22 protein-coding genes are annotated in these 21,238 nt (G+C 61.9%); 12 read left to right on the plus strand and 10 right to left on the minus strand.

The genetic code is table 11. The features are described 5' to 3' along the window. Position 1: 1 nt before the first annotated feature. The 4 genes from ACOSV0_RS29440 to ACOSV0_RS29455 all read right to left on the minus strand — a co-directional run bounded on the left by ACOSV0_RS29440 (position 2) and on the right by ACOSV0_RS29455 (position 2,974). Entirely contained in the window at positions 2-769 is a 768-nt protein-coding gene (locus tag ACOSV0_RS29440; RefSeq protein ID WP_434110618.1) for a YkgJ family cysteine cluster protein, read from the minus strand. Positions 770-862: 93 nt separating this feature from the next. Continuing rightward, positions 863-1,774 (minus strand): patatin-like phospholipase family protein, encoded by a 912-nt coding sequence (locus ACOSV0_RS29445; RefSeq protein WP_434110620.1) that lies wholly within the window; start codon positions 1,772-1,774, stop codon positions 863-865. 147 nt (positions 1,775-1,921) lie between these two features. Next, positions 1,922-2,656 (minus strand): hypothetical protein, encoded by a 735-nt coding sequence (locus ACOSV0_RS29450; RefSeq protein WP_434115877.1) that lies wholly within the window; start codon positions 2,654-2,656, stop codon positions 1,922-1,924. Between the two features lie 126 nt (positions 2,657-2,782). Then, a complete protein-coding gene (locus ACOSV0_RS29455; protein WP_434110621.1) occupies positions 2,783-2,974 on the minus strand; it encodes a hypothetical protein in 192 nt (63 codons plus the stop codon). A 236-nt stretch (positions 2,975-3,210) separates the two neighbouring features. Between ACOSV0_RS29455 and ACOSV0_RS29460 the strand changes: the two genes are divergently transcribed. The 4 genes from ACOSV0_RS29460 (at position 3,211) to ACOSV0_RS29475 (ending at position 6,867) form a co-directional block, all read left to right on the plus strand. Further along, positions 3,211-4,179 (plus strand): metallophosphoesterase family protein, encoded by a 969-nt coding sequence (locus ACOSV0_RS29460; protein WP_434110623.1) that lies wholly within the window; start codon positions 3,211-3,213, stop codon positions 4,177-4,179. A gap of 32 nt (positions 4,180-4,211) precedes the next feature. Beyond that, positions 4,212-4,562 (plus strand): cupredoxin domain-containing protein, encoded by a 351-nt coding sequence (locus ACOSV0_RS29465; RefSeq protein ID WP_434110625.1) that lies wholly within the window; start codon positions 4,212-4,214, stop codon positions 4,560-4,562. A 390-nt stretch (positions 4,563-4,952) separates the two neighbouring features. Then, positions 4,953-5,762: a hypothetical protein gene (locus ACOSV0_RS29470; RefSeq protein WP_434110626.1), complete on the plus strand. Its 810-nt coding sequence runs from the start codon at positions 4,953-4,955 to the stop codon at positions 5,760-5,762. Continuing rightward, entirely contained in the window at positions 5,722-6,867 is a 1,146-nt protein-coding gene (locus tag ACOSV0_RS29475; protein ID WP_434110628.1) for a diguanylate cyclase, read from the plus strand. The genes ACOSV0_RS29470 and ACOSV0_RS29475 overlap by 41 nt, the downstream gene beginning before the upstream one ends. Before the next feature lie 9 nt (positions 6,868-6,876). Here ACOSV0_RS29475 and ACOSV0_RS29480 read toward each other — a convergent pair whose 3' ends face one another. Then, complete coding sequence (locus ACOSV0_RS29480) at positions 6,877-7,083, minus strand: DUF1289 domain-containing protein (protein ID WP_434110631.1); 207 nt, start codon at positions 7,081-7,083, stop codon at positions 6,877-6,879. Positions 7,084-7,548: 465 nt separating this feature from the next. Here ACOSV0_RS29480 and ACOSV0_RS29485 point away from each other — a divergent pair, with 465 nt between their 5' ends. Continuing rightward, positions 7,549-8,139 carry a phytochelatin synthase family protein gene (locus ACOSV0_RS29485; RefSeq protein ID WP_434110633.1) on the plus strand — a complete coding sequence of 197 codons (591 nt, stop codon included), beginning with the start codon at positions 7,549-7,551 and terminating at the stop codon, positions 8,137-8,139. Between the two features lie 56 nt (positions 8,140-8,195). Here ACOSV0_RS29485 and ACOSV0_RS29490 read toward each other — a convergent pair whose 3' ends face one another. From ACOSV0_RS29490 to ACOSV0_RS29500, 3 genes are all read right to left on the minus strand, one after another. Then, positions 8,196-8,585, minus strand: coding sequence for a VOC family protein (locus tag ACOSV0_RS29490; protein WP_434110635.1), 390 nt, complete (start codon positions 8,583-8,585; stop codon positions 8,196-8,198). A gap of 117 nt (positions 8,586-8,702) precedes the next feature. Beyond that, on the minus strand, positions 8,703-10,175 hold the full coding sequence (locus tag ACOSV0_RS29495) for a sodium:solute symporter family protein (RefSeq protein ID WP_434110636.1): 1,473 nt from the start codon (positions 10,173-10,175) through the stop codon (positions 8,703-8,705). Next, positions 10,172-10,387 (minus strand): DUF3311 domain-containing protein, encoded by a 216-nt coding sequence (locus ACOSV0_RS29500; RefSeq protein WP_434110638.1) that lies wholly within the window; start codon positions 10,385-10,387, stop codon positions 10,172-10,174. The genes ACOSV0_RS29495 and ACOSV0_RS29500 overlap by 4 nt, the downstream gene beginning before the upstream one ends. 352 nt (positions 10,388-10,739) lie before the next feature. Between ACOSV0_RS29500 and ACOSV0_RS29505 the strand changes: the two genes are divergently transcribed. From ACOSV0_RS29505 to ACOSV0_RS29515, 3 genes are all read left to right on the plus strand, one after another. After that, on the plus strand, positions 10,740-11,417 hold the full coding sequence (locus ACOSV0_RS29505) for a MarC family protein (RefSeq protein WP_434110639.1): 678 nt from the start codon (positions 10,740-10,742) through the stop codon (positions 11,415-11,417). Between the two features lie 75 nt (positions 11,418-11,492). Beyond that, positions 11,493-12,326 carry a class II glutamine amidotransferase gene (locus ACOSV0_RS29510; protein ID WP_434110640.1) on the plus strand — a complete coding sequence of 278 codons (834 nt, stop codon included), beginning with the start codon at positions 11,493-11,495 and terminating at the stop codon, positions 12,324-12,326. Between the two features lie 6 nt (positions 12,327-12,332). Further along, positions 12,333-13,193 carry an MBL fold metallo-hydrolase gene (locus tag ACOSV0_RS29515; protein WP_434110642.1) on the plus strand — a complete coding sequence of 287 codons (861 nt, stop codon included), beginning with the start codon at positions 12,333-12,335 and terminating at the stop codon, positions 13,191-13,193. A gap of 4 nt (positions 13,194-13,197) precedes the next feature. On the opposite strand, the gene ACOSV0_RS29520 is transcribed toward ACOSV0_RS29515, so the two are convergent. Both ACOSV0_RS29520 and ACOSV0_RS29525 read right to left on the minus strand, forming a co-directional pair. Continuing rightward, on the minus strand, positions 13,198-14,940 hold the full coding sequence (locus tag ACOSV0_RS29520; protein WP_434115879.1) for a cobaltochelatase CobT-related protein: 1,743 nt from the start codon (positions 14,938-14,940) through the stop codon (positions 13,198-13,200). A 53-nt stretch (positions 14,941-14,993) separates the two neighbouring features. Continuing rightward, entirely contained in the window at positions 14,994-16,217 is a 1,224-nt protein-coding gene (locus ACOSV0_RS29525; protein ID WP_434110644.1) for an AAA family ATPase, read from the minus strand. A gap of 296 nt (positions 16,218-16,513) precedes the next feature. Here ACOSV0_RS29525 and ACOSV0_RS29530 point away from each other — a divergent pair, with 296 nt between their 5' ends. From ACOSV0_RS29530 to ACOSV0_RS29545, 4 genes are all read left to right on the plus strand, one after another. Then, the gene (locus ACOSV0_RS29530) at positions 16,514-17,599 is read left to right on the plus strand and encodes a porin (RefSeq protein WP_434110646.1); all 1,086 of its coding nucleotides are present in this window, start codon (positions 16,514-16,516) and stop codon (positions 17,597-17,599) included. Between the two features lie 272 nt (positions 17,600-17,871). Further along, a complete protein-coding gene (locus ACOSV0_RS29535; protein WP_434115881.1) occupies positions 17,872-18,321 on the plus strand; it encodes a sugar dehydrogenase complex small subunit in 450 nt (149 codons plus the stop codon). Between the two features lie 3 nt (positions 18,322-18,324). Continuing rightward, entirely contained in the window at positions 18,325-19,935 is a 1,611-nt protein-coding gene (locus ACOSV0_RS29540) for a GMC family oxidoreductase (RefSeq protein ID WP_434110648.1), read from the plus strand. Positions 19,936-19,937: 2 nt separating this feature from the next. Then, complete coding sequence (locus ACOSV0_RS29545; protein ID WP_434110649.1) at positions 19,938-21,233, plus strand: c-type cytochrome; 1,296 nt, start codon at positions 19,938-19,940, stop codon at positions 21,231-21,233. The last annotated feature ends 5 nt before the right edge of the window (positions 21,234-21,238 follow it).

Consider the following 21,238-nt stretch of genomic DNA (forward strand, 5'->3'; position numbering starts at 1 on the left):
TCTAGGACGGCGGGAAAAAACCGTGATACCGGGAATTGCCAGTAGCGGCAGCCTCAGCAAGATGGCCGGTTGCGCCGACCGACAGGAGCGTTTCAAGCGTTCCGGCGCGATTCGAAACGAAGGTCCACTGTGAAGCGGATTCCTGCGGCCTGGAGGAGGCTTGAATCTGGCGCAGCGCGGTCAGCAGCGCTGCGCTATCCGGCGAGTACATGACAAAGCCTTCGTTCGCGAGCGCGGCATCGTTCAGTCCCAACTCGAGGCACACCTGCATGCGCAGCGGCGCCTCGAGTTGATTCGCGCGACGCGACTGCCCGACCAGTTCGACAGTTGTCGCATCGACCAGAATGCCCTGCCTTTGCAGTGGCTCACCTTGCCACGCCTCTGACGGGCATCCCTTGTTTTCAGGCGCCAATTCGACGAACGGATTGATTTCGGCGGGATAGATCCGGCACACCAGTGGCCTTTGTTCATAGATGCCGCAGCGCATGTCGGCGTGCAGGTTGGGACATGCGCCACCGAATGCCGCGGCAAGAACGATCGAGATGCGGACCGGCAGGCTTCCGCTCATTGCCGGTGAAGAGCGCGCCCGTTTGTACTCAGCTTGCGCATTGCCGGGCTCGGGCTCCACGGGCCAGGGTATGGCCTCGCAGATGAGTTCCATGTGCCCGCCGCGCTCCAGCCACGCGATTGCCTCGGTGATCGTCAGCGCGAGGCGCAAGTCGTGGCAGCATTTGCCGCATGAGGTACATCCGAAGTCGATGTCGTCCACCCTGATTTCCTGTTCAAAAATGTTAGCGTTGTTGTTAGTCGATACAGATCCGACGTTATGACAGGGATCCGTAAAAAAAAGGGGCGACGGCCTTCATTGTGCCGTATGCGCGTACTCGCGCAATTCGCTGGCGACAAAAGCGTGTCCGAGACCGCCGTCATCGAGCCAGGCGCGTGTTGTTTCCGCGGCAAGGGCGATCAGGCTGGCGCATTGCGTGTAGTCGTAAGGTGAAATGTTGAGCGGACACACCTGGGGCGCCACGAAGAGCTCGGCGCGGGTGGCGTAGAACGCCAGATCGTGAACGAGCTGGCGTGCGATCACGAGCGTGAGCGCGTGCGTGGCCTGAGCGATCGCGCTGGTGGGCGGTGCTTCGAGCGGGCAGGCGAAAACCGCGGGCAGAACGATAATCCGGGTCGCGCCAAGCGTGACGGCCACCGATATCGGCGTGGTATCGGCGACGCCGCCATCGACCAGCTCCCTGCCGTCGATCCGTACGGACGGAAACACCCCGGGAATCGCAGCGCTAGCCAACACGGCATCGACCACCGAACCGGACGACAGGACGACCTCGCTACCCAGAAGCAGATCGGTCGCGACAATGTGCAGGGGCAACGCCGCTTGCTCCACGCGCTCATATGAAAGGTTCTTTTCGAGCAGCATACGCAGCCCCGTTGCCTCCACGAGATGCGTACGGCGCCCTAGCACCATGTCGAGCAGCCCGAGCATAGAGAACGGCATGATGTCCTGCCGGCGTACCCGGCACCACAACGCCTCGAGCATGGCTACGCCGTCACGAGTCGGATTTCCCGCGAAATAGGCGGCATTGATCGCCCCCGCGGAGGCGCCGACGACGAAATCAGGACGCTCGCCCCGATTGACCAGTTCCCGCAGCATGCCGACCTCGATCGCACCCAGGCTGCCGCCGGCGGAAAACACGAAAGCGGTGAGCGGGGCGCGTGGCAGGTCGGCCGGCAGATTGGATAGCGTGGATTCAATCGATAACATGTCGGCCTCCCTTTCATACTGTACGCCTTACCGGCGCGGCAGGCGCGGCATGCCTGTATGGTTCGGGTGCGCCCGTCGCTACCGCTTTTACCTCCGATCATCCGGCCAGCTCCCAACTGGAACGATGAGATCGACGCATCTGCTGGATCATGCCGAACGCGGCCGGCGCTCCAGCCAGTTCCGCAACAGACCTGCCAGAAGCGCGCTGACGATCACGGCAAGGTAAAGCGAGACGAGGCTGTGGCGCCACGTATCGAGTGAAAGCTGGTGCATCAGCAGTTTCGAATCAGGTGCGGGGAGAACCGCATGCATTGCCACGACGGCTTGCTTCATCCGCAGAAAACCCACGGCGGATAGCAATGGCAAGCCAACCAGCAGGGCCAGCATGACGGGTTTCGCGCGTTGCATCGACGGATAGTGACGCAATCGAAACCACACGCCGAGGCAGCCATGAATCCAGCCTGGCGCGAGCAACGCAAGTTGCAAACCCTGCGTGCCGCTCGTGATCAGCGATATCACGATCCGCTCGTAGTTCGGCTCGAAACCATACAACGACGCCGCGAGGCGCGTTGCCACGGCATGCCGGATCAGCAGCAATGGCAGGCTGAGCCCGGCCCACAGCCGGATCCATTCAGCAGGCGGGAGCGCCCAGTGGCGACGTCCGTAAATCGTGCGCACAGCCAGCGCGAAATGGAGCAGGGCCGCGCCGTACAGCAGGATCGTGCCGGGCACGCTATGCCAGATCCACAGCGCCAGCGTGAGTCCACGCCCGGCAAGATCGAGCGACCAGATGCCGAGCGCGTGATTGACCAGGTGCAAAAATAGATAAATAAGCAGCACCACACCCGATCCGAGTTGCAGGCGGCGCAGAACGTGTTGCAATTCCGGTCGCACGTTATTCCCCTTTCAATTTGTATGCTTTGGAAAGCGGCCCGGCGGCCCGCAGTCGAGCCGTGTCGAGCATGCCGCGCGCCGGCCGCCTCACGCGCTTCGCACTCTTCACGCGCCTCATGCTCTGCGAGCGGGCGTGGCGGCGCGTTTCTGATATCCACCCTGTTGCACGGTACCCTGGCGCACCGCTTCCGCAAATCGCTGTAACGCGGATAGCGAGCCACACACGCTCTGGTATTCCTCGCGGCCAATCCTGCCGTCGAGGATGACCGCCATGCCAGAGGCACGAGCCATGTCGATGATGTCCATGTTGACTACTCCTTTCAGGTTCTCTCACCCTGCATGACCGTTGCAGCGGCGCGGCTATTCCCGTCTGTTCAGGCACCGGACATACAGGTCCACGCGACTGGACTCGCTCACTCGCACGCTAATTTTTCTGTTCCGGGAATAAAACCGGCGGCACCGCAGTCTTCCTGATGAACCGAGTCGTGAGGCCCGCCGGATAATCCCGCGGTTTGCCCGCGAATCCTTATCGTGAGGTCAACATGTCGTCAAACCATTCATCCGATCCTGAATTTGGCCCCGCATTCAGCCCCTCACGCCGTGGCGCACTGAAATGCCTCGCTTTCGGCGGCGTAGGCACGGTCTTCGTTCTTGCCGGCGGCATTCTTACGCCGGTGGAACTGGCGCTGGCGGCCGACGCGAAATCATCCGCGACGTCCATGGGGGTGCCGCTTTTCCTGCAGATCAGCGACTCGCATATCGGCTTCAATAAGGAAGCCAATCCGGACGTCGCGGGTACGCTCAAACAGACGATCGACTACGTCAATGCCATGCCGGTCAAGCCCGCGCTGACCATCCACACGGGCGACATCACGCATCTCTCCAAGCCGGCGGAGTTCGATCTGGCGGCGCAGTTGATGTCGGGTCTGAATATCACGGAACTCCACACCGTGCCGGGCGAGCACGACGTGACCGACGGCCCCGGAACCGAATACTTCAGCCGCTTCGGCAAGGCCTCGGACAACAAAGGCTATTACAGCTTCGACCATAACGGCGTGCACTTCGTCGCGCTCGTCAACGTGATGCATTTCAAGCCCAACGGCCTGGGCGGTCTCGGCGACGATCAACTCGCGTGGCTCGAAAACGACCTGAAAGGCCGCTCTTCCAGCACGCCGATCGTCGTCTTTGCCCACATGCCGATGTGGACCATCTACGAGCCGTGGGGGTGGGGCACGGGCGATGCCGGGCAGGCCATGAGTTATTTGAAGCGCTTCGGCTCGGTCACCGTGCTGAACGGCCATATTCACCAGATCGTGTCGAAGGTCGAAGGCAATATCACGTTCCACACCGCGCGCTCGACAGCCTATCCGCAGCCGACTGCCGGCAATGGTCCTGGCCCGGGCCCGCTTACGGTCGCGAGCGATCAGCTTCCGAAGATGCTCGGCGTGACCAGCATAAAAATCGCGCGTCATCCGCTCAAGGCGACGCTTTCCGATACGACACTCGCTTGATTTCAGAAATTATTTCTCGCAGGAGATCAGTTATGCAAACTAATACTATTCGCCGCGTGTTCTTCCTGCTGTTCGGGAGTGCGGCGCTCATCGCGGCTTCTGCGGGACTTTCCGTTGCGCGGGCGCAGACGCAGACACCGAACGCCGTGGTCATCAAGAACTTCATGTTCACGCCGATGGCGCTTACCGTTAAAGCCGGCTCCACGGTGACCTGGAAAAATCTCGACGGCGAGCCGCATACGGTGGTGAACGACGCGGGCATGTTCCGTTCGGCCGCGCTCGATCAGAACGATACGTTCCAGTTCAAGTTCGACAAACCGGGCGTGTACAAGGTGTTTTGCGGCATCCACCCGAATATGAAAGAAACCATCACCGTGCAATAGGCGCCGGCTTCAGTGTGGGGCGCTATGCGCCCCACTGGGCATGCGTACTGTTTAAGCGATGGCCCCAAATCAGCGTTTCATATTGGCGTGTTTATTGCATGGCAGAGAGCCGCAACGCGGCGATCGAATCGCCGGCCTCCCGCCCGGCGCAGGAGCGGGCTGAAACGGCTCGCTGCACTACCCGTGGATATAAGCGGCGTTGAATCTTTTACCTGTTTTATCGACGCACGGCGGACTCGCAAAACCGGCGTTTAAAGCGCAGCATCAGCATATTGCCGCTACCGGGCGTAGCGGGGCAAATTCTTCCAACAACTCCAGATCGACGACCGCCAAATCGTGCGAACACAGTCTGCCGACATGTCAGACGTAAGGATTCCGGAGAGTATTGCCATGTTCAACGATACTGATTTGCCAAAATCTTCTGAAGAGAATCTGGATACCGGCTTCGACGCGGAGGCCGAGCCGTCGGCTGCAGCACCGCCTGTGCGATTCGGACGTCTGGCTCTATGCGTTGCGACAGCAAGCGCGCTGGCTTTTGGCGTGGTGGGCACCGTGGCGTACGGCATCTGGTTCAACCACGATCAGCAGGCGTATGCCGACGCCATGGCGGGCGCGCGGCAGGCGCTCGGGACCGCTGCGTCAGCGGCGGTAAGCCCGGCGTCGGCGAAATCGATAACGCCGCCAGGGGCGGCAATTTTCGCGGCAGCGCCGCAATCAGCGCCGACGGCGGCAGCGGGGCGGACAGCGTCCGGCATGCAAGCCCCGGTCGCTACGCCGCCGGTGACAACGGGAACGCAAGCTGTGCCAGGCGGGCCGGTCAACGCACAAATGCAGGCAGCGGCGGCGGCATCGGACAGAGATGACGGAGAAGAAGGAAGTAAGCAGGCCTCGTGGTCCGGTCCGGTTACGCGACTCCCGGCGCCTGCGGCCAGTCAAACCAGCATAGCCGGCGCGACACCCGCCGCCGCACCCGCGCCTTCTGTCGCTTCGGTTCAGCGCGCGCCGCGCCCGTCCCAGCAGGTGGCGTCCGGCCGCTCCGGCAAAGACGCGCGTCTCGCCCAGCAGGATCGCCGGTCTTCTTCGACGGCGAATTCCCGACACAAGGACAGTCTGTTCGCCCGGGTGAGTTCGTTCTTTCGTCGCGTAAGCTATCGCCAGCATGGCACCGGAAGCCAGCAAACCACCTATTCGCATCCCTGAGCGGCTTCGCATCCAGCGCGCCGCTCGGGGGCGTGCCTTCGCAATCCGCTTCAGGCAGGGTCCGGCCGCGATCGCCGCTGCCGCGCTGGTTTGTCTGCTGATTGGCCTTTTGTATCTCGTGCTGCAGATCAGGACGATTTTGTCCGATCAATTGAAGCAGGAATATGCGGGACTGGTTCTCGAAGCGGTCGAGCGGGCGGAAAGCGCCCGGAGTGTGGCCGGCATCTGGCAGCAACTGCCCAACGCCACGCCGGCCAGAGCCGCCGGGTATCAGCAGGCTCGAACCGAGCTCACGCATCGCCTCACATCGCTCGCGGCGCTGGTGAATGCGAGTCCGTCGGCGCCGCCGCCGATATCCCCATCTTCGCTCGCACCCGACGCCGATATGCGTGGCACGGATGCCTTGCTCAATGCCATGTCGACGTACTGGCGAGCGCAACGCGACACTGACAGTGCCGACGTGCGCGTGCGGATTGCTTATGTCGCGCGCACGCTCATCGCATCGGCGGCGCTGCTGTTCTGCATGCTGATCACCGCGCTGGGAATGTATGCCAAACGGAATCGTCAACTGGCGGGCCAGTCGCACGAATTCGAGTACGCGGCGCTGCACGACGCGATGACCGGCTTGCCGAATCGGCGCAAGTTGTTTGCCGCGCTCGAAGAGGCGGCGGCGAAATCGTCCGCAGTCGCCGAGTCTTGCAAAATTGCCGTGCTGTATATCGATCTGGACGGGTTCAAACAGGTCAACGACTCGCTCGGCCACCGCGTCGGCGATGAATTTCTGATCGCGGTTTCGAAACGCTTTCGTGAGTCGGTGCGTAAAGTCGATGTCGTCGCCAGGATTGGCGGCGACGAATTCGCTGTTCTGATTCGAGAATTTTCGACGAATGCCGAGCTCGGCGAAATCGCCCGGCGGCTTATTGCCTGCGTGGTTCAAACGGACCGGGCGATGGGGGTCGGACGGGTTCGCGCCAGCATCGGCATTGCCAGTTTTCCGGAGCACGTCGAGGATTACCATCGCCTCGTGGCCGCAGCCGACGAAGCGATGTACCGGGTCAAGCGCAGCGGCAAGAACAGTTATGCGTTCGCCGACCATGCGAACTAACTCGCATTTTTACGAGGTTTGCGTTTCTTGCGTTGCCGGCGCCTCTGGTTTTACCTTCGCCTTGCGGCGCGAAGCGTCATTGATGACCTGATGGCGCCGGTGGTCGGTCATGTTTTTCCATTCGCGAATCTCGTCCCGGGTTCGCAGGCATCCAATGCAGAAGCCCGTTTTGCCGTCGATTTTGCAGATGTCGATGCAGGGTGATTCAATTGCCATGTTCAGGCCATCAGTTCCGTTGGGTTGACTTCGGCGGTGACGTGCGACAGGTCGAATGAACCGCGCGTCAGTTCGCGCCGGCGTCTGACCTCTGGCCGCACACGCACGCGCCGACTTATTTCATGTTAAAAAATCGAAGCTTGCCGATATGGGATGACATGCATCGGCACGGTCGAGGTCGTTCCGAATCTATCCCAAACGGAAGGGTTAATGTCCAGATACTCATTAATGCATGCCATGGAGCGCGTAAACCGGCCCGAGTGGATCGTTGGTGTGCTGACGGCAACATTGGTGGCCTGCGCGCCGTTGCCGCCACCGGTTGCCAATCAAGCCGCGGATCAAACCTCGCATCAGGATTCGCCGTATCAAGCTCCTGCATCGGCCGCGTCACGCCCAGCCGACGGACCGCTGCCCGTTCCTCCGAACCTCATTGCGTTGACACAACCAGCAGGGCAAAAGCGCTTGATGGCCACCACTCACAAGCAGTCGTACTGGCCGCTCTCGCAGTACTTCGAAACGCAGCGCAACGAGGCCTACTGTTCGGTCGCGACCTCGGTGATGGCGCTCAATGCGTTAGGCATCCAGCGCCCCGAGTCGACGCAGTATCCGGATTTCCCATACTTCTCGCAACAGGATTTCTTCCGCGGCGTCGATCCACAGGTGGCCAACGCCGCACAGGTATCGAAGGAGGGCATGACGCTCGACCAGCTCAGCGCGGCCCTAAGCGCGTTTCCGATCGACGTGAGGAAATTCCACGCCGCCGATCTGACGCTCGCCCAGTTTCGCGATCTGATTCGCGACACGACGGGTCACAGCGGCCGTTTTGCGTTATTGAACTTCAGGCGGGTAGATATAGGCGAAGCAGGGGGCGGCCACTGGTCGCCACTTGCCGCATACGACGCCGCAAGCGATAGCGCGTTGCTTCTCGACGTCGCGCGCTACAAGTATCCAGCGGTATGGGTGCCGGTCACGCAGCTTTATGCAGGCGCCCTGGCGGCCGATAGCGTGAGCGGACTTTCACGCGGCATTGTGATCGTCGGCACGCGAGCGAACTGACTGGTTGGCGGTTTTCAGGCGGCTTGCACGACCGGTCGGCATCGCCGGGAATCTCTTCAACCCCAGGCAGCGTTCTGCAAAACGATCCGATAGCCGTCGGGATCCTCGAAAGTTTTCCCCAGGCGATCCCAATACGGATTTTCCGATTCGCAGGGTAGGACGCCAAGTGCCTCGATCCGCTCGACCGCGGCAAGCCACTCATGATGTTCGGGCAGATAAAGCACCAGAAGATGCTCGGTGGTCGGTGCGCGCTCCACCGTGACGCCGTGCTGGTGTGTGAACTCGATGTGCCAGGGGCATCCGTGCCGCCCAAGCACGATACCATCGAAACCCTCGTGATTTTCGAAGCGGGCGAGAACCTCGAAGCCTAATCCCCGGGTATAGAAATCGGCGAGTTTGCGCAGGTCGTTGGTTGGACGAGCGACTCGGAGAACGGGCGACTGCATCGGCAACTCCACAGATGATAGGCGTGCCGCAGAGCATAGCGTGAAAGCAGCAAAAAGGGCTGGCGCTCAAGGCGGTCAGCCCCTTCAACCGCGATACAGGACGATACGAAGAAAGCCTTAATGCACCGGCGCGTGCGTCTGCTCGACCGGCCGCGGTTGCGTCACAGCGCTTACCGCAACAAAAACAATGATGTTCACGGCCAACGCAAGGAAGCCGATATTGACGTCCTTCAGCGCGTCAGGCAAAAACGGCATCAACTGCGCAACACTCAGATGCATGGTGGTCGTCAACGTCACCACCGCGACGCCCGCCAGAATCCCGCAAAACGCGCCGTACTTGGTCGCCCGGTTACGCCGCAGCAAACTGCAGATCACCGCCGGAAACAGCTGGGTCACGAAGCTATAGCCCATCAGCAGCAACGCCACGATCGTCTCGCCGCCGTGCAGCGTAAAACCCACGGCTACCAGTGCCACCACGGGCACAAGGAAGCGTGCGAGCTTGGTCACGGTTGCATCCGGCGCATTGCGGTTCACCATGCCGCGATACACGTCGTTGGCGAGCAATGTGGATGCCGACGTCAAGATCATCGATCCCGGCACCAGCGCCGTCAGGATCCCCGCCGCGCCGATCACGCCGACGAACCATGGGTCGAAAGTCTGCGACGAGAGGCGGAACAGCGACAGGTCGATGTCGGCACCTTTCAGGCCCGGCACCTTCAGCGTCGCGGCAAATCCCACGAAGAACACGAACAGCAGAATGAGCTGATACAGCGGCAGCACGATCGCGTTGCGCCGGAAAATACGCTCGTCCTTCGCGGTGTAAATCGAACCGAAGGTATGCGGCCACATGAAGAAGCCCAGCGCAGTCAGGAGCACGGTCGACTGGAACCAGGTCACGCTCGAACCCTTGGCCGGGAAGGTCAGGAAACCCGGACGCGCGGCATCGATTGCATGGAACATCGCGCCGAGGCCGCCGTAGTAGTGCAAGGGCAAATAGATGCCGAGGAACAGCACGATTGCCAGAATCAGCAGATCTTTCACGACCGAATTCCACGCCGAGCCGCGCACGCCGGAGACGATCACGTAAGCCGTCACCACCGCGGCGCCGATCCAGATGGCGGCTGTCGAAGAAATCGCGCCATACGAGGCCGTTGCCACGATGATGCCGAGCCCCTTGAGTTGCAGCACGAGATAGGGAATCAGCGCGGCCACGCCGACCAGCGCGACGAGTGTGCCGAGCGCCGGGCTTTCGTACTTGCGCGCAAAGAAGTGCGGCTGCGAGACGAGGTGGTGATTTTTCGCGTAACGCCAGATGGGCGGCAGCATCCAGTACGAGAGGATGTACGCAAGCGTGCCGTAGGCAAGAATGTAGTAGACCGGCGCGCCTTTGCCATAAGCAAAGCCGCTGCCGCCGAGGAAGGTGAAGGTCGTGTAGATCTCGCCTGCCATGAGCAGGAACACGAATGCGGTGCCGAAGCTGCGGCCCCCCACCGTCCATTGTTCGAGACTCATGTCGTGGCCGCGCCGCGCGCGCACGCCCAGGTAGAGCGCAAACAGCGTAATGGCCGCAATGATGACGAGTGCGCTCATGATCGGACCTCCTCGCCTTCCGCGGCAAGCTGCCGGTTGCTCGAGTCCAGACGGTAAACGATCGCCATGATGATCGAACTCAGCACCACCCACATGACGATCCAGGCCAGCACGAACGGCATGCCGAGCACCAGCGGCTCGACACTATTCACAAACGGGACGCCCAGCAGAATGCCGACGAACGGCAGCGCAGCGAGTACACGAAGCAACATGGGAGCAACTCCTCGAACCGGTAAGTACGTCTCGTTGAAAGTGCAGCTTCGGGGAGGACTGTATGCCTGATGCTTTGACTACGTAAAGTAAGTCAAAAAAGTGTAGGCTTTTAGAAAGTTGTGGACGCATCTTTCGACGCTCGTCTGCTGCGGTGCAGCGCCGCGCACCGCGTGCATGGCCACCCTTTTTTACCGATTTGCGTGCCGCGCCGCGATATCATCTGACCCACGCAACGCGAGCATCGCTCTGGAACGCCCGAAGGCGTCCGGCACTTCAACCTGGCGCGGCGCAACGGTGGGCAGTCAGCCGAATAATCAGCCCGCCCGCGCCGCTGCCCGAAACGGATCGCATATGGTCGAAAGCCTGATCTCGGATATCCTCTTCGGCTTTACCGGGCTGATCAGCATCATCAACCCAATCGGCATGGCGTTCGTCTTTCTCGACCGGACGGCATCGCTCACCACGGAAGACCGCACCGCGCTCGCCAAGAAAATCGCCTTCAACGTCATGTGCGTGATGCTCGTCGCTTTCTTTGTCGGCACCCCGATTCTTCATTTCTTCGGCATCTCCATGGAGGCCTTGCGCATCGGCGGCGGGCTCGCGGTTGCCGTTGGCGGCTGGCAAATGCTCAATGCACCCGACACGCAACCGGCCGAGCAGCCGTCCGTCAAACGGGTGGATTCGGATAACGCCATGTCGAAGGCGTTCTTCCCGCTCACGATTCCGCTGACCACCGGGCCGGGTTCGATCGCCACCGCGATCGCCCTGACCGCGAACCGCACGCATAAGCTCTCGGCGTTCGTGCTGTCGAGCATCGCCTCGGTGGTGATCTCGCTTCTGGTGGCGGCCACCGTGTATCTGATCTACAGCCGGGCGGTGGTATTCGCCAGGTATCTCGGCGTGGACGGCACCAAGGTCGCGATGCGCGTTTCCTCGTTTCTGCTGCTGTGCATCGGCGTGCAAATTATCCTGACCGGGTTTTCAGAGTTCCTGATACCGATCGCACAGATGCAACCCGTGGTCAAATAGCGAACGGCGGCACGCGGGCCTATTCGAGGCCGGGCGAGGTTCGTCAGACATGTTGTCGCGACAGGAGAAAAACTCATGTGCCGCTGGCTCGCCTATACCGGTAACCCGCTTCAACTCGAAACGGTGCTGTTCAACGCCAAACACTCCCTGATCGACCAGAGCCTGCATTCCACGCTTGGCCAGACCACCACGAACGGCGACGGATTCGGCATCGGCTGGTACGGCCACCCGACCGACATTCCGTTTCGCTATCGCTGCATCCAGCCGGCCTGGAGCGACCGCAATCTACGCGAGGCCGCGCGGGCCATCCGCGCGCCGCTGTTCGTCGCGCACATCCGCGCGGCCACCGGCACGCCGTCACAGGAAACCAACTGTCATCCGTTCCGCTATGGCCGCTGGCTCTTCATGCACAACGGGCTGGTGCGCAACTTTTCGGCGGTACGCCGCGATCTGATGCTGGCGATCGATCCAGAGTTGTTTCCGTCGATTGAAGGTTCGACGGATTCCGAGGTGCTTTTTTTCCTGGCGCTGACCTTCGGTCTCGAACTGGCGCCCGTTACCGCGATCGAGCGAATGGTGGGTTTTGTGGAAGACGTCGGGCGCAAACACGATATCGAAGAGCCGCTGAACATGACGGTCTGCGCAACCGACGGCGAGCAGATCGTCGCGGTTCGCTATTCGAGCGAAGGGCAATCGCGCTCGCTGTTCCACAGCACCTCGTTCCGGCATCTGCACGAGCTGTATCCGGACGACCCGCGCATCACGGCCGTTGGCGAGGACGCGTTTCTGGTGTTGTCGGAGCCGCTCGCGGATTTGCCGGGCTGGTGGGAGGAAATTCCGGAGAGCACGGTCGTGGTCGCGCGGGGCGGCGGGATCGAACAGTATTCGTTCCAGCCCAAATTGGTGTAGCGCGCCATGAGCCCTCAGATAGAAGCCTTTTACGATCCGGTGACCGGCACGTTCACCTATGTGGTGTATGCGTCCGAAGGTTCGGCGTGCGCCGTGATCGATCCGGTGCTCGACTACGACTCAAAATCCGGCCACACGTCGACTCGTTCGGTCGAACGTGTGGTCGCTTTCGTCAGACAACATGAGCTGCGCGTCGAATGGTTGCTGGAGACGCATGCTCATGCCGATCACGTATCGGCGGCGCCTTATCTGCAAGCGGCGTTGGGCGGCAAGATTGCGATTGGCGAAAGTATCTGCATCGTCCAGGCCGCGTTCAAGCGCATTTTCAATCTCGGCGACGACATGCATACCGACGGCCGCCAGTTCGATCATCTGTTCGCGTCCGGCGAGCGTTTCAGCATCGGCGAACTGAGCGGCGAGGCGCTGCACGTGCCCGGTCATACACCGGCGGATATGGCGTATCAGATTGGCGACACCGTGTTTATCGGCGATACGCTCTTCATGCCGGACGTCGGTTCGGCGCGCTGCGATTTTCCGGGCGGCGATGCCAACACCTTATATGCCTCGGTTCACAAACTGCTCACGTTGCCGCCGGAAACACGGCTGTGCGTGTGTCACGACTACCCGCCGCCGTCACGCGGACCGAACTGGCAGACCACCGTGGCTGAACAGCGCCACAGCAATATTCATCTGAATGACGGGGTGACGCAGGAAGCTTTCGTTGCGATGCGCACCGCGCGTGACCGCACGCTCGGCATGCCGACGCTCATACTGCCGGCGATCCAGCTCAATATCCGCGCGGGCATGCCGCCTGAACCGGAAGCAAACGGTGTGCGCTATCTGAAGATTCCGTTGAATGCATTTTGATGCGCTAGCGCGTCAGCAGCATCGAGCTCAACACCGAGAACACCGTCGAGGGCAATTCGGCCAGGCGGCTCACCACCACGTTGTGCGGATAGAAGTCTTCGACTGCGTCGGTCAGCACGCCGATTCCCACCAGTTCGATGCCGCGTTTCTGGATCGCCGCGACGCGTTCGCGCAGATCGTGGCGCAACACGTGAGGATCGCCGTCGCCGGTTGACGGATAGCCGTCTGAGAACACGATCAGGATGCGCCGTTCGGCCTGATGATCGGCGAGGCGTGTCGCCGCCCAGGCCAGCGCTTCGCCGTCCGGATTCTCGTGTCCGCAATCGATCTTCGCGATACCGCTCAGATCCGTGGCGCCAAAGCGTTTGTAGACCTTCAGATCGAGCCGTTCGACAAAGCGGTTGTAGCGCCGCAAATCCGCGCCGCCCGCCAGTTGCCGTTCATACAGTTGCTTCATCGGTGCGGATTCGAGCGAGCAATAGCCGAGCACTTCGCAGTCGAACGATAACTGGGTCAGCGCATCGCACAACGCCGTCGCGCATAGACGCGCGAGTTCGATCTTGCGCCCGGCCATCGAACCGCTGCGATCGATCAGCAAGGTCACGGCGACGTCGCGTCCTTTGGCCGCCCGTTGCGTGCGAAACGGCGTGCGGTAGCCGGGCGAGGTGGCGAGTTTCGCCAGCGCGGTGCGGTCGATCTCTCCGCGCTCCTGTTCGCGGCGCCACCGGATGCGTTCGTCGGCGCTCAACGCGCGTTCGAGCTTTTCCTTGAGCGGTGCGGTATCTGCCCGTGCCTGCGCGCGCAGCTCGCGCCAGGTCGCGCTGTCGCCTTGACCCGTGACGTCGGTGATTTCGTCGAATTCGGTCGCGAGCGGAATCGATAGCCGCGCGCGGTTGGCCTCCGACACCGCGCCTGCTTCGCCCTCGGAACGTGCCGACGGCTGCTGCGCATCCGCCAGCGATTGCCCCATGCCCACGGCATTGTCCGCCTGCGCGCCGCCACTTTTGTCGGACGGCGGCGAGGTGGCATTGTCCTGGTCGGGCAGGGTTGTATCGTCATCGTCGAGCGGCGCCGATGACGAAGCGGCGCGTTCGGTATCGATGTCTTCAACCGGATCGGCGGTGAACACCATGCTGTTGACGTCGCCCGCCGACAAAGCGCGCACGCGTGCCACCAATGCCTGCGCTACCGCGATGCTTTGCGTGGTCGAGCGGCTTCTGCGCGCCTCGTCAAGCAGATCCTGCGAGGCATGCAGGGCGGCCAGCAGTGAATGAATCGCTTCGGTGCGTGTCGGCGGTTCGTCCCACAGCGCGCGCTCCACCAGCCAGACCAGCCGGTCGCGCCAATGCAGCTTCGCCCACCGCTGTCGAGCCTGTTCGGCGGCATGCGCGCGCAGCTTGCCGACAAACCAGCGCGCGCCCGGATACTCGTCGAGCAGTTGCGCACAGACGCGGCGGTCTTCGATAACCTGCGCGAGATTCGTCGCAACGCCGGCAGGCAGCGCGCTCATCTGCGCGAGCGATGAATGCTTGGCGCGCGCCACCAGCAGATCCAGATAGCCGATCAGTACGTCACGTTCGACACCGCCGCTCGACTCATAGTCGGGAATGACGATGCGGCCCGGCTCGACACGCGGACCATCCGGACTGAACGCGACTGTCACGCCGTATTGCCCGGTCAGCACGCGCGCCACTTTGCCGAGCGTCGATTCGAACGCGAAGCCTTGCGTGTCGCGCGTTGCGTGCATGGTGCCCATGGTGCGGGTTGTGCTCGATGTACTCGATGTATTCACGGGCCGCGTCAGGCGGCCGGTGCGATGTGATGGCGCACGATGCCGCGAATCAGCGCGGCATCTTCGGGACTGACCTTGGCGTAAATCGCCGGACCGGCGGCGCGTTCAGGGTCGCCGGTGCGCAGCATCAGTTCGGCCCAGTCGAGCAGGCGCCGCGTGGAGAATGCGCTCGACAGGTCCTCGCGGGCGAACGCCGCGCGGCAGTCGGCGGCAATCGCGGCGAGCGTGGTCGCGAGCGCACGCGTCATATGCGGGGCGAGCGTGCGCATCAGTACGTCGGCTTCTTCGGCCGGCGTCAGATAGTCCAGCATGTAGACGCGCCAGCGATCGAGAAACGCTTCGTTCATCAGATTCGCGCCCTGATACAGATGGCGGAACTGGCTCATCGCACCAACGGCGTTGGCCGTGGCGAACAACCGGAACGCCGGATGCGGCGCGACGATCTCATTGCCTTTCTCTTTTAGCACGAGGCGGCCGTGCGGTTCGAGCACGGCGGTGAGGGCGGCGAGAATAGACGGTTCGGCGAAATCGATTTCATCGACAATCAGCCACAAGCCTTCGCGCATCGCCGTGGGCAGCACGCCATCCACCCAGATCGTTTCGCCGCCCTTGACCGTCCAGAAGCCGACAAAATCGCCGACGGTGGTTTGCCCATTCATGTTCGAGCGCAATACGCCGTGATGCGAGCGCGCGGCGACCTGTTCGATCAGGCTGGTCTTGCCGGCGCCCGTGTGCCCGATCAGCATCACGCGCCGGTTCTCCACGATATCTTCGACAATGTCGTTAAAGCGCTCGGAAAACAGATAGGCCGGATTGACGCGCGGCACGAGCGGATTGGCCACGCCGCACGGCACGTCGACATGGCCGATGCGTACTGTTTCGCCCGTGCCTTCCACCGGCAGGTGGCGCGCCGCCGAGACCCGTGCCGCGACGCGCTGCAACTCCGGCATGAAGGCCACCCGTTCTGCCGCGCCCGCTTCGTCGGCGGCACCGGGTGTATCGATCGCAAAACCTTCGCGGCGCCACTTCTTCAGTTTCGCGCGCAGGTTTTCGGCGTCGACCACCAGATCGATATCGACCGACCCGGCGCCGTTGCCTTCATCGATGCCATGCTCGAGCCGGTAGTTCTCCGGCCGGTCCGCCACGCTGACACGCCACCATTCCGCGCCGGTTTCAGTCACGCGTTGGTAAAGGCCGAGGTTTTCGTCTTCCGTGAGTTCAGGCGCGTTCATGGCAAGTGGCAAATAATGAATGGTCAATTAACAAATAATGCGTTTCGATTTGGCGGCGGCCGAATGAGCGACTATCTTATCGTGAGTACCTTTCGATCTGCCCGACTGGGATTTCTTTTGGGGTGTGCCGATTGGGGTGTGCCGATTCGATTGCGGATTTCCAATGTCGAGCGCGCTGACAGCAAAAGTTTATTGCGTCAAACGGATAGGCTATGAAGCGTCGTTCCCCTATAGTGCGTGCGCGAAGCATGTAGTTTTACAACATCCTATTGGCAATGCGACTACATACAAAATTAATGACTGCTCTCGCGGTCGCAAGTCCGCTGGCATATGGTCAAACCAGCGTGGAGCTATATGGCCGTCTCGACGGCGGCGTGGAATATCTGAATCACATCAGCAATGGCGCGGGCGGCAGTTCGAGCCGCTGGAGTGCTGAAGGCGGCGATTGGGGCACCAGTATGCTGGGTCTCAAAGGCAATGAAGATCTGGGTGGCGGACTGAATGCGATCTTCAACCTGGAAACCGGTCTGCAGATCATGAACGGCACGACCAGCGGCGGACGGTTGTGGTCGCGGCGTGCATTCGTCGGCTTGAAGAGCGACCAGTGGGGCACGTTGCAAGCCGGGCGCAATCTGTTCATCGACAGCGACGGTGTGTGGGAATTCGACCCGTTCGTGCAACAGGCATTTTCGTCGGCGTCGCTCGTGCGCGGGCGCAACTGGCAGCAGACCAGCAACAACGTCGAATATCACAGCCCGGTGTTGTGGGGCTTCGACGTGCAGGGGCAATACTCGTTCGGCAATCAGCCAGGCGCGTTCAACAGCGGCGCGACAGGTGAGTTCGGCCGCTCCGACGGCATCATGCTGACGTATCACTCGCCGCTTTTCGACGTGCGCGGCATCTACGACGAACTGCGCGACAGCAACGGCCGCTTCAGCAATATCTTCCAGGCCTCGCGTGAATATTTCGTCGGCGCCAACGTGCATTTCGATGCGGTGAAGATTCAGGGTGCCTATACGCATTACTCGGCGCCGGATTCGCCGGCGGGTGTCGCCGACAGCGCCGATCACTATTGGCTCGGCGCCACCTACAACATCCAGCCGCGTTGGGCCGTGACAGGGGGCGGATACTACATCCGGGTCGGCGACGGCGCCGGCGATGCCTCGCATGATCCGTCCGGGCATGCCATGATGTATGCGCTCGGCACGACCTATAACCTGTCGAAGCGCACCTTCCTGTACGGCACCGTGGCGTATGTAAGCAACAGCAGCAACGCGAATTTCTCGCTTGAAGCGTCGCCACGCGATGCCGCCAATAACACGAGTCCGCTCGCCGGCGAATCGCAAACCGGCGCGTATGTCGGGATGATGCATCAGTTCTAACGCAGCTTTAGCGCTGCCTTCAGTACGTTCGGCACGATCCTGGGCAAGACGGCAGGCAGCACGGAAGCATCGCAACGCGCAACACGGCTGGCGTCGTCCCTGGCTCCGCAGTACCCGCAGTACCCGCAGTACGCGCAGTACCCGCGATACCCTCGATACGTATAAAACGCCTCACAAGGGAAAAACAACAATTGACTCCACAAGACTCTCACGACGAGTCCCTCAAGGGGACTTCGTCCGGCACATACGCCGCGATCGATGAGCCGTCCACCATGACGCGCCGCCGCTGGCTGCAAGGCGCGCTCGCGTTGACGGCCGCCGGTCTGACCGGCTCGCTCGCGCTCAAGGCATTGGCCGACGACGCGGCCGCCGCGCCGATCGACGCCTTCATGACGCTGTCGCAATCGTTGACCGCGAAGTCCGGTCTCGATCGCGATGTCGGCACGCGCCTTCTGGCCGCGCTGCAGAAGTCCACGCCCGACCTCGCGCAGCAGTTGCCGAAGCTGGCCGGCGCGCTCGCAGGCGGTTCCGCCGATGCCGCGCAACAGGCGCTCGCGCTGAAGATCATGGAAGCCTGGTATCTCGGCACGGTGGACAACCAGGTGATCACGTATGAACAGGCGCTGATGTACGGCGTCGTGTCCGACACGCTGATCATCCGTTCGTACTGCCCCAACAAACCCGGTTTCTGGGCCGCCAAACCCGTCGAAAGGCAAGCTTAAGCAATGGCCGAAACACTACAAGCCGATATCGTCGTCGTCGGGTCGGGCGTCGCGGGCGCGATCGTCGCGCATCAAATGGCCCTCGCGGGCAAGTCCGTGATCCTGCTCGAAGCGGGGCCGCGCATGCCGCGCTGGGAGATCGTCGAACGTTTTCGCAATCAGTTCGACAAGTCCGATAACTCGGCGCCGTATCCGTCGAGCGCATGGGCGCCGCATCCGGAATACGGGCCGCCGAACAACTATCTGATCCTGAAGGGCGAGCACAAATTCAACTCGCAGTACATCCGCGCGGTGGGCGGGACGACGTGGCACTGGGCCGCGTCCGCATGGCGCTTCCTGCCGAACGACTTCCGCATGAAGACCACCTATGGCGTGGGCCGCGACTGGCCGATGGCGTATGAAGAGCTGGAGCCGTATTACCAGCGCGCCGAAGAAGAACTCGGTGTATGGGGCCCGACAGACGAAGAACTCGGTTCGCCGCGCAGCCAGCCGTACCCGATGGCGCCGCTGCCGCTGTCGTATAACGAGCAGACCATCAAGGGCAAGCTCAACGCGTTCGACGCGCGCTATCACGTCGTGACCGAACCGGTCGCGCGGAACAGCCGTCCGTACGACGGCCGCCCGACCTGCTGCGGCAACAACAACTGCATGCCGATCTGCCCGATTGGCGCGATGTACAACGGCATCGTTCACGTTGAAAAAGCCGAGCAGGCCGGCGCGAAGCTGATCGACAACGCGGTCGTCTACAAGCTCGAAGTCGGTGCGAACAAGCGCATCGCCGCGGCTTTATATAAAGATCCGCAGGGCAATGAGCATCGCGTGGAAGGCAAGTATTTCGTGCTCGCCGCGAACGGGATCGAAACGCCGAAGATCATGCTGATGTCCACCAGCCACGATTTCCCGAATGGCGTGGGCAATAGCTCCGACATGGTGGGGCGGAACCTGATGGACCACCCGGGCACGGGCATCACGTTCTACGCGGACGAAAAACTCTGGCCGGGCCGCGGTCCGCAGGAAATGACCTCGCTGATCGGCTTTCGCGACGGCGCGTTCCGTGCAAATGAAGCGGGCAAGAAGATTCACTTGTCGAACCTCTCGCGCATCGATCAGGAAACGGCGAAAATTTTCAAGCAGGGCAAGCTGATCAAACCAGCCGACCTGGACGCGCAGATTCGCGACCGTTCAGCGCGCTTTGTCGAATTCGACTGCTTCCACGAGATCCTGCCGCAGCCGCAAAACCGTATCGTGCCGAGCAAGACGGAAGTCGACGCGATCGGCATTCCGCGCCCGGAGATCACCTATGCGATCGACGATTACGTGAAACGCAGTGCGGTCCATACGAAAGAGATCTACACGAACGCAGCGAAAGTGCTGGGCGGCACGGAGATCGAGTATCAGGACGAGTTTGCGCCGAACAACCACATCACGGGCGCGACCATCATGGGCAGCGATCCGCGCGATTCGGTGGTCGACAAGTATTGCCGGACCTTCGATCACCCGAACCTGTTTATCTCGAGTAGCGCGACGATGCCGACAGTGGGCACCGTCAACGTGACGCTGACCATTGCCGCGCTTGCACTTCGCATGGCCGACCAGTTGAAGAAGGAAGTGTGAACGTGCTGAAAAAGACCTTTTTCTGGCTGCTGGCCGGTGCGTTGGCGGTCCCCGCACTGGCGCAGGCCGACGATGCCGCCGGTTCGGTGAGCGGCACCGACACCGCGTTGATCAAACGCGGCGAATACCTCGCAACGGCGGGCGATTGCATGGCCTGCCATAGCACCGCCAAGGGCAAGCCGTTTGCCGGCGGCCTGCCGCTGAAAGTGCCGATGCTCGGAACGATCTATTCGAGCAACATCACACCGGACCCGCAAACGGGTATCGGCAACTGGACGCTCGAAGACTTCGATCGCGCGGTGCGCAAGGGTGTCTCCAAGGACGGCCACAATCTGTATCCGGCCATGCCGTACGTGTCCTACGCGAAGGTGAGCGACGACGACGTGAAGGCGCTGTATGCCTACTTCCGCTACGGCGTGGCGCCCGTGAATCAGGCCACGCGCGAGAGCGACATTCCGTGGCCGCTCAACATGCGCTGGCCGCTGACCGTATGGAACTGGGTGTTCCTGAAGAACGGCGCGTATGAGGCCAAGCCGGGCCAGAGCGTCGCATGGAATCGCGGCGCGTACCTCGTGCAAGGTCTCGCGCATTGCAGCACCTGCCATACACCGCGCGGCTTTGCGATGCAGGAGAAGGCGCTCGACGAAACCGGCGGCGGCTTCCTCGGCGGCTCGGTGCTGGCGGGCTGGGAGGGCTACAACATCACGTCGTCGGCCAATAGCGGCATTGGCGGCTGGAGCCACGCGCAGCTCGTGCAGTATCTGCAAACCGGCAGCGTGCCGGGCGTCGCGCAAGCGGCCGGTCCGATGGGCGAAGCCGTCGAGCACAGCTTCTCGAAGATGACCGATGCGGATATCGATGCGATCGCCACCTACGTGCGCACGGTGCCGGCGGTGAACGACGGCAGTTCGCAGCCACGCAACGCATGGGGCAAGCCGTCGACCGACGTCACGCGTTTGCGGGGTGTTGCCTTGAGCGACGCTACGCTCGATCCGGCGCGCCTGTACCTCGGCAACTGTGCGACCTGCCACCAGGCGCAAGGCAAGGGCACGCCTGACGGGTACTATCCACCGCTGCTGCATAACTCGACAGTGGGTGCGTCCAATCCGGGCAACCTCGTGCAGGTGATCTTGCATGGGCTGTACCGCAAGACCGCAGGCAACGATGTCGGCATGCCGGCATTCGCCGCGCAGTTGAACGATGCGCAGATTGCCGCGCTCACCAACTATGTGACCACGCAGTTCGGGAATCCGGCCGCAACGCGGGTGAGCGATAAGGACGTGGCGAAGCTGCGTTAAGCGGA

Origin of the sequence: Paraburkholderia caffeinilytica (genome assembly GCF_051027425.1) — a bacterium.
In the GTDB taxonomy this organism is placed as follows: Bacteria; Pseudomonadota; Gammaproteobacteria; order Burkholderiales; family Burkholderiaceae; genus Paraburkholderia; species Paraburkholderia caffeinilytica_A.

Excerpts from the sequence above, each read along its gene's own strand:
- ACOSV0_RS29445 (WP_434110620.1), bottom strand. The coding sequence starts at position 1,774 with ATGTTATCGATTGAATCCACGCTATCCAATCTGCCGGCCGACCTGCCA.
- ACOSV0_RS29455 (WP_434110621.1), bottom strand. The coding sequence starts at position 2,974 with ATGGACATCATCGACATGGCTCGTGCCTCTGGCATGGCGGTCATCCTC.
- ACOSV0_RS29460 (WP_434110623.1), top strand. The coding sequence starts at position 3,211 with ATGTCGTCAAACCATTCATCCGATCCTGAATTTGGCCCCGCATTCAGC.
- ACOSV0_RS29465 (WP_434110625.1), top strand. The coding sequence starts at position 4,212 with ATGCAAACTAATACTATTCGCCGCGTGTTCTTCCTGCTGTTCGGGAGT.
- ACOSV0_RS29470 (WP_434110626.1), top strand. The coding sequence starts at position 4,953 with ATGTTCAACGATACTGATTTGCCAAAATCTTCTGAAGAGAATCTGGAT.
- ACOSV0_RS29475 (WP_434110628.1), top strand. The coding sequence starts at position 5,722 with ATGGCACCGGAAGCCAGCAAACCACCTATTCGCATCCCTGAGCGGCTT.
- ACOSV0_RS29480 (WP_434110631.1), bottom strand. The coding sequence starts at position 7,083 with ATGGCAATTGAATCACCCTGCATCGACATCTGCAAAATCGACGGCAAA.
- ACOSV0_RS29485 (WP_434110633.1), top strand. The coding sequence starts at position 7,549 with ATGGCCACCACTCACAAGCAGTCGTACTGGCCGCTCTCGCAGTACTTC.
- ACOSV0_RS29490 (WP_434110635.1), bottom strand. The coding sequence starts at position 8,585 with ATGCAGTCGCCCGTTCTCCGAGTCGCTCGTCCAACCAACGACCTGCGC.
- ACOSV0_RS29495 (WP_434110636.1), bottom strand. The coding sequence starts at position 10,175 with ATGAGCGCACTCGTCATCATTGCGGCCATTACGCTGTTTGCGCTCTAC.
- ACOSV0_RS29500 (WP_434110638.1), bottom strand. The coding sequence starts at position 10,387 with ATGTTGCTTCGTGTACTCGCTGCGCTGCCGTTCGTCGGCATTCTGCTG.
- ACOSV0_RS29505 (WP_434110639.1), top strand. The coding sequence starts at position 10,740 with ATGGTCGAAAGCCTGATCTCGGATATCCTCTTCGGCTTTACCGGGCTG.
- ACOSV0_RS29510 (WP_434110640.1), top strand. The coding sequence starts at position 11,493 with ATGTGCCGCTGGCTCGCCTATACCGGTAACCCGCTTCAACTCGAAACG.
- ACOSV0_RS29515 (WP_434110642.1), top strand. The coding sequence starts at position 12,333 with ATGAGCCCTCAGATAGAAGCCTTTTACGATCCGGTGACCGGCACGTTC.
- ACOSV0_RS29520 (WP_434115879.1), bottom strand. The coding sequence starts at position 14,940 with ATGCACGCAACGCGCGACACGCAAGGCTTCGCGTTCGAATCGACGCTC.
- ACOSV0_RS29525 (WP_434110644.1), bottom strand. The coding sequence starts at position 16,217 with ATGAACGCGCCTGAACTCACGGAAGACGAAAACCTCGGCCTTTACCAA.
- ACOSV0_RS29530 (WP_434110646.1), top strand. The coding sequence starts at position 16,514 with ATGACTGCTCTCGCGGTCGCAAGTCCGCTGGCATATGGTCAAACCAGC.
- ACOSV0_RS29535 (WP_434115881.1), top strand. The coding sequence starts at position 17,872 with ATGACGCGCCGCCGCTGGCTGCAAGGCGCGCTCGCGTTGACGGCCGCC.
- ACOSV0_RS29540 (WP_434110648.1), top strand. The coding sequence starts at position 18,325 with ATGGCCGAAACACTACAAGCCGATATCGTCGTCGTCGGGTCGGGCGTC.